The sequence below is a fragment of the Aeromonas lacus genome (assembly GCF_000764665.1).
Taxonomy (GTDB): domain Bacteria; phylum Pseudomonadota; class Gammaproteobacteria; order Enterobacterales; family Aeromonadaceae; genus Aeromonas; species Aeromonas lacus.
The window spans coordinates 159,300-171,201 of the sequence record NZ_JRGM01000136.1 but is presented as its reverse complement, the minus strand read 5'-3'; the positions used below and the strand labels follow the sequence as shown (position 1 = coordinate 171,201).

The 11,902-nt window shown below is 61.6% G+C and carries 9 protein-coding genes and 2 tRNA genes; 4 read left to right on the top strand and 7 right to left on the bottom strand.

What is annotated here, in order from left to right; genetic code table 11:
- Positions 1-193: 193 nt before the first annotated feature.
- Positions 194-268: transfer RNA gene (locus LG31_RS0112790), tRNA-Gly, on the bottom strand.
- Between the two features lie 38 nt (positions 269-306).
- A tRNA-Tyr gene (locus LG31_RS0112785) sits at positions 307-391 on the bottom strand.
- Positions 392-655: 264 nt separating this feature from the next.
- Between LG31_RS0112785 and coaA the strand changes: the two genes are divergently transcribed.
- Entirely contained in the window at positions 656-1,594 is a 939-nt protein-coding gene (gene coaA, locus LG31_RS0112780) for a type I pantothenate kinase (RefSeq protein ID WP_033114855.1), read from the top strand.
- Between the two features lie 100 nt (positions 1,595-1,694).
- Here coaA and birA read toward each other — a convergent pair whose 3' ends face one another.
- Both birA and murB read right to left on the bottom strand, forming a co-directional pair.
- On the bottom strand, positions 1,695-2,660 hold the full coding sequence (gene birA, locus LG31_RS0112775; RefSeq protein ID WP_033114854.1) for a bifunctional biotin--[acetyl-CoA-carboxylase] ligase/biotin operon repressor BirA: 966 nt from the start codon (positions 2,658-2,660) through the stop codon (positions 1,695-1,697).
- Complete coding sequence (gene murB / locus LG31_RS0112770; RefSeq protein WP_033114853.1) at positions 2,657-3,694, bottom strand: UDP-N-acetylmuramate dehydrogenase; 1,038 nt, start codon at positions 3,692-3,694, stop codon at positions 2,657-2,659. Before murB ends, birA begins: the two co-directional genes overlap by 4 nt.
- A gap of 126 nt (positions 3,695-3,820) precedes the next feature.
- On the opposite strand from murB, the gene LG31_RS0112765 reads away from it, so the two are divergent.
- A complete protein-coding gene (locus LG31_RS0112765; RefSeq protein ID WP_033114852.1) occupies positions 3,821-4,474 on the top strand; it encodes a potassium channel family protein in 654 nt (217 codons plus the stop codon).
- Positions 4,471-5,826, top strand: coding sequence for a TrkH family potassium uptake protein (locus LG31_RS0112760; RefSeq protein WP_033114851.1), 1,356 nt, complete (start codon positions 4,471-4,473; stop codon positions 5,824-5,826). Before LG31_RS0112765 ends, LG31_RS0112760 begins: the two co-directional genes overlap by 4 nt.
- A 77-nt stretch (positions 5,827-5,903) precedes the next feature.
- Here the strand turns inward: LG31_RS0112760 and LG31_RS0112755 are convergent, their stop codons facing one another.
- The 3 genes from LG31_RS0112755 to LG31_RS0112745 form a co-directional block, all read right to left on the bottom strand.
- Complete coding sequence (locus LG31_RS0112755) at positions 5,904-7,898, bottom strand: DNA topoisomerase III (RefSeq protein ID WP_033114850.1); 1,995 nt, start codon at positions 7,896-7,898, stop codon at positions 5,904-5,906.
- 67 nt (positions 7,899-7,965) lie between these two features.
- Positions 7,966-8,463, bottom strand: coding sequence for a response regulator (locus LG31_RS0112750; RefSeq protein WP_033114849.1), 498 nt, complete (start codon positions 8,461-8,463; stop codon positions 7,966-7,968).
- 54 nt (positions 8,464-8,517) lie between these two features.
- Positions 8,518-10,482, bottom strand: a complete 1,965-nt coding sequence (locus tag LG31_RS0112745; RefSeq protein WP_033114848.1) for a hybrid sensor histidine kinase/response regulator — start codon at positions 10,480-10,482, stop codon at positions 8,518-8,520.
- A 276-nt stretch (positions 10,483-10,758) separates the two neighbouring features.
- On the opposite strand from LG31_RS0112745, the gene LG31_RS0112740 reads away from it, so the two are divergent.
- On the top strand, positions 10,759-11,889 hold the full coding sequence (locus LG31_RS0112740) for a NapC/NirT family cytochrome c (RefSeq protein WP_033114847.1): 1,131 nt from the start codon (positions 10,759-10,761) through the stop codon (positions 11,887-11,889).
- Positions 11,890-11,902: the final 13 nt, after the last annotated feature.

Here is an 11,902-nt window from a genome sequence, read left to right as displayed (position 1 = left end):
TCAAATTTTTCTTTAGACATGATCGTCCCTCTAAACTAACGCTGAGTACGCGGTGGCAAGCTAACCACAGAACAGTTTATATGATGGATTTGAATCTGGTGGGGAAGAGAGGCTGGTGCTGACAGACAGGTTCGACTGCCGACTTCACCCTGAGGGCGTAGCTCTTGGTATCGCCTGAGCCATATCAGCATCTTGGAGCGGGCAGCGGGAATCGAACCCGCATCATCAGCTTGGAAGGCTGAGGTAATAGCCATTATACGATGCCCGCATTTCTCTAACCCAAAGAACTCAAACCGCAGAGAAATATGGTGGAGGGAGAAGGATTCGAACCTTCGAAGGCAGAGCCGTCAGATTTACAGTCTGATCCCTTTGGCCGCTCGGGAACCCCTCCAGATGCCAGATTGTCACAGTGGTAATTCTGCTTGCACCCACTGTTTTTTATCGCTTTTGCCGAGCAAACAGGCGACAGACATCCAAGCGTCGCGCATTTTATTGTAAGGATTTGGGGGATGCAACCATTGCACCCTGCAAAATGTGGATTATTGCCGGGATCCGGGCAAAAAAGTGGAGGGATTCAGGCCAATCTGGATGCGTCCCTTGTCGCTCTCCACCCCTTGGTGTATGGTCGCCGTGCCAAAGAAACAGTGATGACACCATGACGACAGAGCATAACCCCTATCTGCAATTCACCCGCGAAAAATGGGCGTTATTGCGCGATTCGGTCCCCCTGACCCTGACCGAACACGATCTGCAGACCCTGCGCGGTATCAACGAAAAGGTGTCATTGAAGGAGGTAGAGGAGATCTATCTGCCCCTCTCCCGCCTGCTCAATCTCTATGTCAAAGCCAAGCAGCGCCGTAGCCGGGTACTGGAGCAGTTCCTCGGCCAGTCCCGCGGCAAGGGTACCTATATCATCAGCATCGCTGGCAGCGTGGCGGGGGGCAAAAGCACCACGGCCCGTATCCTGCAGGCCCTGCTGGAGCGCTGGCCGGAGCACCCGCGGGTGGAGCTGGTCACCACCGACGGCTTTCTCTACCCAAACAAGGTCTTGGAAGAGCGTGGCCTGATGCGCCGCAAGGGTTTCCCGGAATCCTACGACATCCGCCATCTGGTGGAGTTTGTCGCCAATATCCGTGCCGGCCACGAGAAAGTGGAAGCGCCGGTCTACTCCCACCTTATCTACGACATCATCCCTGACGAGAAGAAGGTGGTGGAGCAGCCGGACATCCTGATCCTGGAAGGACTCAATGTGCTGCAGAGCGGTATGGATTATCCGCAGGAGCCACACCGGGTCTTTGTCTCCGATTTCGTCGACTTCTCCATCTATGTGGATGCCGAAGCCGACCTGCTGCGCACCTGGTATATCGAGCGCTTCCTCAAATTCCGCAGCGGCGCTTTCTCGGATCCCGACTCCTACTTCCACCACTACGCCAAGCTGACCGAGAGCGAAGCGACCCAGATCGCCAACAACATCTGGCAGGATATCAACTATCTCAATCTGCAGGAGAACATCCTGCCGACCCGGGAGCGGGCCAACCTGATCCTGACCAAGGGCAACGAGCACGCCATCGAACAGATCAAGCTGCGCAAATAAGCACGGCAGTTCGCACAGTCCCGGATAGCCGGATAACAGAGAGGGGACCCACTGGTCCCCTCTCTTTTTTGTCGCTAACGGTTATCGCCAGGCGCAACGTTCAATCACCCCGGCGCAGGGAGAGTTCGCCACCCAGATAGAACTTGGTGCCCTCCTCCGTCTCCAGCCGCAGGGCACCGCGATCGTCGATACCACGAGCGATACCGCGGATCTCCTGCTCCCCCATCAAGAGACGGACGGGGCGACCGGCAAAGTGGTCGAGCCGGTTCCACTGATCGACAAAGCTCGCCAATCCGCTCTGCTCGAAGGTCTGCATCGCCCGCTGCAGATAGGCGATCATCCGGGCGGCGAGCTCATTGCGATCAACCAGCTCGGGATTGATGTGGCGCAGCTCAGCCCAGGCCTGATCGATCTTCTCCCCCTCGCGGGCCGGCATCGCCAGATTGAGGCCGATACCTATCACCAGATGGCAACTGGCACCGGCGCTGCCGCTCATCTCTACCAGAATGCCCGCCAGCTTGCGCCCCTGATAGTAGAGATCGTTGGGCCACTTCAGCTCAACGCCGTGATAACCGAGAGACTCCAGCGCTTCCACTACGGCGACGCCAACCGCCAGACTCAACCCCATGGCGGCGGCCATGCCTTGTTCGAGTCGCCAGTACATGCTGAGGATCAGCTGGCAACCAAACGGCGAGACCCAGGGCTTGCCACGGCGACCGCGCCCGGCGGTCTGGCACTCGGCAAGGCAACTCTCGCCAGAGCGCAGTTGATTGACCCTGTCCAGCAGATACTGGTTGGTCGAACCGATCACAGGAAAACAGTGCACCGGCGCCATTGGGGCCAGCGCCTGCAGCTGCGCCTCGTCATAGAGCGCCATCGGCACCGCCAGCCGGTAACCCTTGCCGGTCAGGCTAAAGAGATCCAGCCCCAGCTCCTTGAGTGCGGCCATATGCTTGCTCACTGCCGCCCGGCTGATACCGAGCTGCTCGCCCAGCTGTTCGCCGGAGTGGAACTGGCCGTCGCTGAGCAGGGTGATCAGGGTCTGTCTGATTGGAGTCAACGTCATGAGAGCACCTCATCGAGCCAGGTTTCACCGTGCGCGCCCATGAAGCGCACCTCGTGTTCCAGCACCACGCCAAACTTCTGCTCCACGCTGTCACGCACGTGGGCAGCCAGCGCGATCAGCTCCATGGCGCTGGCTCCGCCCTGATTGACCAGAACCAGCGCCTGCTCCTGATGAACGGCGGCGCGGCCGATGGCAAATCCCTTGAGACCGCACTGGTCGATGAGCCAGCCAGCCGCCAGCTTGGCTTGCCCCTCCCCGGCCGGATAACAGGGCATCTGCGGATATGTCAGTTTAAGTGACTCCGCCAGCGCGGCGGGCACCACCGGATTCTTGAAGAAGCTGCCGGCGTTGCCGAGCACGACGGGATCCGGCAGCTTGGCCATGCGGGTGGCACAGACGGTATCAAAGATGGCCTGCGCGCTCGGTTGGTCGCCAAGAGCGGCCAGCGGGCCATAGCCCAGCACCGGCTGCCACGCCTTGGGCAACTTGAGGCCGACTGCGGTGATCAGATGGGAGTCCTGATACTCGTGCTTGAAGATGCTGTCGCGATAGCCGAAGCGGCACTGCTGCGCCTCGATCCGCTCGATCTCGCCGCTCTGCCAGTTGAAGGCCTCGACATAGGCACAGAAGTTCGCCAGCTCGACCCCGTAGGCGCCGATGTTCTGCACCGGGGCAGCACCGACCGTGCCGGGGATGAGCGCCAGATTCTCCAGTCCAAACCAACCCTGTTGCAGGGTATGACAGACCAGCTGATGCCAATCCTCACCCGCTGCGACATGGAGCAGCCAGTGATATCCCTGATCCTGTGCGGTAATTCCCTTGAGCCGGTTGAGCACCACCAGACCGTGGAAGTCGGTAGTAAACAGCACATTGCTGCCACCACCGAGGTTCAGACGGGGCAGAGTGTTCAGCTCGGCATCACTTCGCAGGGCAGCCAGATCGGAGATCAGCTCCACCTCGGCCAACCAGAGGCAGTAAGCATCGAGGGCGAGGGTGTTGAGTTTCAACAAGGAGGCGTTGGCATTCAGTTTCATCTGTCTATCCCGGCTTGGTGCAAGGAGGCAGTCTACCTCAAGTTGCCGGTGACGAAAAATCTGTGCTCTTTTCGGACGAATAACAGTGGGTTAGAGTAGTCAGCTTCAACTGTTGAGGAATAACTCATGAACAACCAGTTTGCCGTCATCGGCCTGGGCCTGTTTGGCAGTGCGCTGTGCGAAGAGCTGCAGCGGCAGGATGCCGAGGTGCTGGCTATCGATATCGACGAGAGCAAGACCCGCCAAATTGCAACCCTCTGCAACCACGTCATCGTGGCCGATGCCACCGACGAGGCCACAGTGGCAGAACTGGGACTCTCCAATTTCGACATCGTCTTCGTCGCCATCGGTGACAACCTGGAGACCAGTATCCTCACCACCTTGGTTCTGAAAGAAGCGGGGGTGAAGAAGGTATGGGTGAAGGCCCGCGACAAGTTCCACGCCAAGATCCTGCAGAAAGTGGGCGCCGACAAGGTGATCAACCCCGAGTGGGACATGGGGCGTCGCGTTGCGCAGAGCATGCTCGACAACCGCCTGTTCGACTATCTGGAGCTGGGCCACGACATGGTGCTGACAGAATTCGTCATCGGTCTGCCACAAAACGGCAAGGCCCTCAGCGACTTCCACCTGCTGCAGCAGAACGACTTCCAGCTGCTCGCCATCAAGCGCGGCGACGTGCTGCACAACGTGCTGACCGGCAAGATGGAGCTGCAACTGGGTGACATCCTCATCTTGGCAGGCAACAAACACGCGATCGATCACTGGCTGGAAACTCTATGACCCGTTGGCGTAACAACTTCGCCTTCGCCCTCCATAAGGAGGATGACTCCCGCTGGAGCGAGGCCAAGCTGATCCTTGGCAGCTTTCTTATCATCCTGCTGATAGGCACCATCTTTCTGGTGCAGCCCTCCAGCCATAACGGCGAGGTGAGCTTCATCAATGCCCTGTTCACCGCCACCTCGGCCATCTGCGTGACAGGTCTTGGCGTGGTGGATACCGGCACCGCCTTCACCCTGCAGGGGCAGATCTTTCTGATCATGCTGATGGAGATAGGCGGTCTGGGGCAGATGACCATGACCCTGCTGCTCATCGCCATCTTCAGCAAGCGGGTCGGCCTGCGCCAGCAGGTACTTGCCAAGGAGGCGCTGGGACAGGAGGGCTCGGTCAACATCATCCAGCTGGTGAAGCGGATCGTACTGTTCGCCTTCATCGCCCAGCTGATCGGCACCGGCCTGATGGCCATCCGCTGGGTGCCCGAAATGGGTTGGGATCGCGGCCTCTACGTCAGCTTCTTCCACGCTGTCTCCGCCTTCAACAACGCCGGCTTCTCGCTGTTTGCCAACAACCTGATCAGCTATCGGGACGATCCCCTCATCAGCCTGACCATCGCCGGCCTGCTGATCCTCGGCGGTATCGGCTTTACCGTCATCGTCGACCTGGTGCGCAACCGTCGCTGGCGCAAGCTGAAGCTGCACAGCAAGCTGATGATCCTGATGACGCCGGCCCTGTTGCTGCTGGGGACCGTGGTCTTCTGGCTGCTGGAGCGCAACAATCCGGGTACCCTCGGCAACGCCGGCATTGGCGGCCAGCTGCTGGCGGCGTTCTTCCAGTCGGCCAGTGCCCGTACCGCAGGTTTCAACTCCATCGACATCGGCCAGATGGTGCCCGCCTCGCTGCTATTCATGATGATGCTGATGTTTATCGGTGCCGGTGCCACCTCCACCGGTGGTGGTATCAAGGTGACCACCTTTGCCGTGGTGCTGCTGGCGACCAAGGCGTTTCTTACCAAGCGCCCTCACGTTACCGCCTTCGGCCGCACCCTGTCGCCCCAGATCGTCACCCGCTCGCTGGCCATCATTATCGTCAGCACCATGGTGCTGATGCTGGCCATGTTCCTGCTGATGATCACCGACGCCCTGCCGTTCGACAAAATCATGTTCGAAACCATCTCGGCGTTTGCCACCGTCGGCCTCTCCACCGGCATCACCCCCAGCCTGAGCGGCCCGGGCAAGTTCATTCTGGTGCTGGTGATGATCTGCGGCCGTCTTGGCCCGCTCACCCTCGCCTTTATGCTGGCCCGCCCGAGCGAGACCCGCATAAAGTATCCGGAAGAGAGCGTCTACACCGGCTAATGACCGCTGACCATTACGCCGACAAAAAGAGAGGGGCCCACTGTGGCCCCTCTCTTTTTCCTGCCGACACCCCATGGTCAGGCCGCCTGGCTTTTGGTAGTCCGCTTGCCTGTGCTCCTGCCCGCACTTCTGCCTGAACTCTTGCGAGGCGCTGCACCGCCAGCAACCGGACTCTTGCGCTTGGTAAAGCGCCGCTTGCCGGCGCCTGGTGCCTCCTTGGGTAGGGCGCTGAAGCTGGCACCGGAGTCCTGCCGCGCCCCCTCAATCAAGCCGTTGAGCTGCTCGGTGAGCGGCCCCATAAACTGCTGGTAGCTGCCGTGACGCTCGGCGATCTGACCGAGACTCTGCTCCCACAGCGCCGTCATATCCGGCGTGGTGGCGGTGGCAGGCAGCGCCTGCACCAGTGCCCGCCCGGTCGGAGTCGCCTTGATGCTCTTGCCCTGGCGCACCAGAAAGCGGCGTTTGAACAGCAGGTCGATGATGCCGGCCCGGGTCGCCTCGGTGCCGAGGCCATCGGTGTCGCGCAGGGTTTTGCGGATCTCGGGATCCTGCACATAGCGGGCGATGCCGGTCATGGCCGCCAGCAGAGTCGCATCGGTAAATGACTTGGGCGGCTGGGTCATCTTCTCCTGCAGCTCGCCCCGCTCGCAGAGCAGCTGTTCGCCCTCTTTCAGGGCAGGCAGAGTGCCCGCCTTCTCTTCATCGTCATCCTCCTCCACCCCGAGCAGCGCCTTCCAGCCCGCCTTGAGAATGCGCCGCGCCTTGGCCTGAAACAGGCCACCGGCGATGCGCAGCAGCACCTTGCTGTCGTTGTATTCGAACGGGGGATAGAACTGCAGCAGGTACTGGCGGGCAATCAGGCCGTAAAGCTTTGCCTCGTCGGCCCCCAAGGTGGCGGGGTTGCCCTGCTTCTCGGTGGGAATGATGGCGTGGTGAGCATCCACCTTGCTGTCGTTCCACGCCTTGCTGCGGATCTTGCCATCTGCCTCGCTCACCGCCTTGGCCAGCGCAGGAGCAGTGGCGGCGATGGCGCCGCGCACCTGCTCGGCCCGCTTGAAGTGGTCGGTCGGCAGATAGCGGCTGTCGGAGCGCGGATAGGTGATAAGCTTGTGGCGCTCGTAGAGGCTCTGGCAGATGTCGAGCACCCGCTTGGCATCCATGCCGAAGCGCTTGGCGGCATCGATCTGCAGGCTGGAGAGGTTGTAGGGCAGCGGCGCCGCCTGCTTGCGGGCCTGCTCCTCCACCGATTCAACCTGTGCCGGTTGGCCGTTGATCCGGCTCACCACCTTGTCGGCCAGCGCCCGGTTGAGCATCCGCCCCTCCTCATCCTGCCACGGCAGGCAGGCTTCGGACGGCAGCCACTTGGCGGTGAAGCGCTCGTTGCTATCGGTCAACAGATGGGCCAACACCTCGTAGAAGGGTTTGGGGACGAAAGCCTCGATCTCGAGATCCCGCCGCACCACCAGCCCCAGCAGCGGGGTCTGCACCCGGCCAACCGAGAGCAGCTCGCTGCAACCGGCCTTGCGCCCGAGCAGAGTGTAGGCGCGGGTCATGTTGATGCCATAGAGCCAGTCGGCCCGGCTGCGCGCCAACGCCGAGACCGCCAACGGCACGAACTCCTTGTTGTCTCTGAGCTTGTCGAGGGCGCGGCGCACCGCGGGCGGGTTGAGATCGCTGATGAGACAGCGCTGCACCGGCTTGGTTTTCGGGTAACCGAGAAAATCGATCACCTCGTCCACCAGCAGTTGCCCTTCCCTGTCCGGGTCACCGGCGTTGACCACGCAGTCGGCCTGCTTGATCAGCCGCTTGATGACGGTGAGCTGGGTTTTGGTTTTGGGTTTGGCCACCAGCTGCCACTGGGCCGGGATGATGGGGAGATGCTCCATCCGCCACTGCTTGAAGGCCGCGTCATAGGCATCGGGTTCGGCCTGCTCCAGCAGATGGCCGATGCACCAGGTGACCACATCCCCTTGGGCGGTCTCGATAAAACCGTCGCCCTTCTTGTGGGGCTTGGGCAGGGCATCGGCAATGGCGCGCCCCAGAGTGGGCTTCTCGGCGATGAAGAGTCGCATCGGTGACTACCTGAAACACTGTATATGTAGACAGTATACAGCGCCCACCGGTAAAGCCCAACCGCGACTATTCGTCGAACGGATTGTCGTGAATGGCGGCAAACAGCCGCGCCTGATTGAGCACGGGGGCATAGTGGAAGGCGTTGTCGCCATCCTCCGCCAGCAGGTAGTCGGTCAGCTGCTCGCGCACCGCCTCCTGCAAGCTCTCCAGCTTCCACGGCTTGGCGAGGTAGTAGTGCAATCCGCCGCGATTGACCGCCTCGATGGTCGCCTCCAGCCCAGCCTGCCCGGTCAGCAGCAACTTGCGGCTGGCCCGGGTCGCGCTACGCCGGTTCAGCTCCACCAGAAAATCGACCCCCAGGGTTCCCGGCATGATGTGATCGCAGAGGATCAGCGCCAGCCTGCCCCCATCCCGCTCCCAATCGTGCACCACCTCGCGCGCCTCCTCGACGCTCTCGGCGCCATCCAGCTCGAAATGGCTGCGAAACAGTGCGAGATCGTGGAGCACCGCCTCCAGCACCTCCCGCTCATCGTCCACGCACAGGATCAGATAGTGTTTGTTCATTGCTCCTCCTTGGCGGCGCACCATGGCTCGCCGTCTTTGGGCAGATGCGTCCGCTCAGGCCGCATGCTCGTTGTGGCGGGGCTCTCCCCCGTAGTCGGCCATCCCGATATCCCCCAGCGGCAGGCAGACCCGCATCCGGGTATAGCGTCCCGGCTCCGAAGCCACCTCGATCCGGCCGTGGTGCTGCTGCACTATCTGCAGCGAGACGCTCAGACCAATGCCGAGACCAAAGTGCCCCTCCCGCTTGGTGGTGAAGTTGAGATCGAAGATCCGCTGCCACAGCTCGGGCTCGATGCCGCAGCCGCTATCCTCCACCTCCACCATCACCCAGCCGGGCTCCGGCAGGCCGGTGCGCACCGTCAATCTTCCCGGCTCGCTCATGGCATCCAGACTGTTGGCGATGAGGTTGGTCCACACCTGCTGCAGGGCGGCGGGATGACAGCGCACCAGCGGCAGGGGTTGGTACTCCTTGCACAACTCATGCTGCTTGAGGCGGTTCTCAAACATCAGCAGGGTATCTTCCAGCCCCTCGTGCAGATCCACCAGCGAGGGCTCATCCCTGTCCTGCCGGGCATACTGCTTGAGGCTCTTGACCAGATCGCCGATACGACGGGCACACACCTCGATATTGCGCAGAAAGCTGCCGGTCTGCTGGAACAGCTCCAGCTGCACCAGCAGCGCCTCCCGCTCATTGGCGGTACGTCCGGCAAACCAGCGCTGCCAGCTCAGCTCGTCATCCAGATTCATCTGCACCGCCAGCCGCGCCTGCTGCCGCTCGCCAAAGCGCCGCTCGGCCTGCCGGGTTTTGTCCCGGATCTCGCTGGTCGAGACCGGCTGGGAGAAGAGCGCCTGACAGAGTGTCTGGTTGCCAAGCCCCTTGAGGGCGGCGGGCAGTTCGAGGTTGATGAGATCTGGGATGGCGGCGCGCAGGGTCTCGCTGCCGCGGATAATGGCCGCCACAGGGTTGTTGAGCTCGTGAGCGACACCGGCCACCAGCTGGCCCAGCATCGCCATCTTCTCGCTCTCCATCAGCTGGGCATGAGCCGCTTCGAGGGAGTCGAGGGTCTGCTGCAACCGCATCTCGGTGCGGATGCTGTTTTGCAGGCGACGGTTGAAGTGGCGCAGCAGCAGGTTGGTAAAGGAGGGAAGCAGCTCGCTGCGCGCCTCCATGACGCGGGAGAACTGCAGCTTGTCGAGCTTGATCACCTCGGCGCCGGTCAGGGTCACTCCGGTGGTAAAGGCGGGTTCGCCGCTCACGAAGGACATGCCCCCCACCAGCGCGCCGGTGCGGTAGTGCACCACCTCCTGATCGACCCCGTGGGCATCGCGCTTGCGCAGCACCACCTCCCCCTTGGCGATAAACCAGAGGAAGCTGTTGGGCTCCCCCTCGCGGGTCAGCACATGGCCCGGGCTGTAATGGCGGCAGACCCGCGCCTCGTCGTTGCCTTCGAAAAACTGGTAGAGGCCGTCGATCACCACTCGCGACAACTCCTCGTCGCTGCAACGGGTGTAATCCATAAAGCCCTGACGATACTCGGCCAGCTGGCGATCGACATGGGCCCGCAGCAGTCGCTGGTTATCGAGCACGGTCGCGTAGCTCAGCAGATCCGCCTCGGGGCAGTGCAGCACGAACTGACTCGCTTGCTCGATGACGGCGCGGCGCAGACTGCCATCGCGCCAGGGGCGCTGCAGGTAGTAGTCGAGGCGGCCGAGGTTGACCGCCTCGATGATCGATTTCATCTCGGGCTGGCTGCCCAGCAGGATCTTGCGGCACGCCTCGTGCTGGCTGCCGAGGCGGATCAGAAAGTCGGCCCCGCGCCCATCCCCCAGATCGCTGTCGCACACCACCACGGCCGGCGGCTGCCCCTTGCGCTCCAGCTCGTCGAGCGCCATCTCGGCCGACTCCTGCCCGGTGGCGACCACCAGCGCAAAGCGGCTGAGCAGCGGCGCCAGCTCCTGTTCGAACTCGGCCAGCAGCTGGACATCGGCGGCGACACACAGCAGGGAGAAAGGGCTCATCAGCGACACTCCGTTGAGGCTTAATCCCGACTATATCAACGAATCCGTCAGGGTTTTGCGAGGGGGCTAACAGCGGCAAAAGAAAGTAAAACAATCATTAAATTGATAATTTTCAGAACTAAATTCGACAAATCAGTCAATAACAAAACATTAATCACAATGTGACGTACATCTTAAAATTCAAACCATGATTGAGGTCAACACCCCCAGCGCCTCCGATGACTACCATGTACCTACTACTATGTTGGTATTCATCGACCACAGGACACCGCCCCCATGATTGGAAAACTGATAAGAAAGCCCTGGTTCTGGCTCCTGCTGCTGGGCGCCATGCTGGGTATCGCCGCCCTCGGCGTCACCGTAACCGTGCTGCACAAGACCAGCTCCACCGAATTCTGCGTCTCCTGCCACTCCATGCAGACTCCGCTGGCCGAGTATCAGGGCAGCGTTCACTTCCAGAACACCAAGGGGATCCGCGCCGAATGTGCCGACTGCCACATCCCGGGCGACCCCACCTCCTATCTGTGGACCAAGATCCGCGCCGTGAAGGATATCTATCACGAGGCGATCGGCACGCTCGACACACCCGAGAAATATGAGGCCCACAAGCTGCGGATGGCCCAGACCGTGTGGGACGAGCTGAAAGCCAATGACTCCGCCACCTGCCGCAGCTGCCACAGCTACGCAGCGATGGACATTCTGGCCCAGCGCCCCAACGCCCGTGCCGAGCACCCGATCGCCATCAAGGAGGGTCAGACCTGTATCGACTGCCACCGCGGCGTCGCCCACATCATGCCAGACATGAGCGGCCTGGCCGCCGCCGGTGCCAGCGAACTGGCGCAAGCGGCCGCCCAGACCCCGGCCAGCGTCACCACCCGCTACGCCATCGCCACCACCCCGCTGTTTCTCGATGCCGCAGCCAAGACTGACGAAGGCACCCTGATGCCCTCCACCAAGGTGGAAGTGCTGGCCAACGAAAACGGCCGCGCCAAGGTGCAGATCGAAGGCTGGCAGCAGGATGGCGTGAGCGAAGTGTTCTACGCCGCACCGGGCAAACGGATCCTCAGCGTACTGGTCGGCGATGCCGCCAAGAAAGCGCTGGTCACCGGCAAGAGCGAAACCGACAGCGCCACCAACCTCACCTGGCATCAGGTCAGCCTGACCGCCTGGGTGGACGAGAGCCAGCTCATCGGCGATCAGGGCAAGCTGTGGCAGTACGCCTCCACCCTGATGTCCAACAACTGCACCGGTTGCCACGGCCTCACCGCGCTGGATCACTTCAACGCCAACCAGTGGATCGGCGTCATCAAGGGGATGGAATCTCGTACCTCCCTGACCCCGGAACAGGCTCGCATGCTGACCCAGTATGTCCAGAAACATGCCAGTGACATGAGCGCGGCCCACTAAGGCTGGAACAGAG

Coding starts and splice junctions, on each gene's coding strand:
- coaA (WP_033114855.1), top strand. CDS start 656: ATGACGACAGAGCATAACCCCTATCTGCAATTCACCCGCGAAAAATGG.
- birA (WP_033114854.1), bottom strand. CDS start 2,660: ATGACGTTGACTCCAATCAGACAGACCCTGATCACCCTGCTCAGCGAC.
- murB (WP_033114853.1), bottom strand. CDS start 3,694: ATGAAACTGAATGCCAACGCCTCCTTGTTGAAACTCAACACCCTCGCC.
- LG31_RS0112765 (WP_033114852.1), top strand. CDS start 3,821: ATGAACAACCAGTTTGCCGTCATCGGCCTGGGCCTGTTTGGCAGTGCG.
- LG31_RS0112760 (WP_033114851.1), top strand. CDS start 4,471: ATGACCCGTTGGCGTAACAACTTCGCCTTCGCCCTCCATAAGGAGGAT.
- LG31_RS0112755 (WP_033114850.1), bottom strand. CDS start 7,898: ATGCGACTCTTCATCGCCGAGAAGCCCACTCTGGGGCGCGCCATTGCC.
- LG31_RS0112750 (WP_033114849.1), bottom strand. CDS start 8,463: ATGAACAAACACTATCTGATCCTGTGCGTGGACGATGAGCGGGAGGTG.
- LG31_RS0112745 (WP_033114848.1), bottom strand. CDS start 10,482: ATGAGCCCTTTCTCCCTGCTGTGTGTCGCCGCCGATGTCCAGCTGCTG.
- LG31_RS0112740 (WP_033114847.1), top strand. CDS start 10,759: ATGATTGGAAAACTGATAAGAAAGCCCTGGTTCTGGCTCCTGCTGCTG.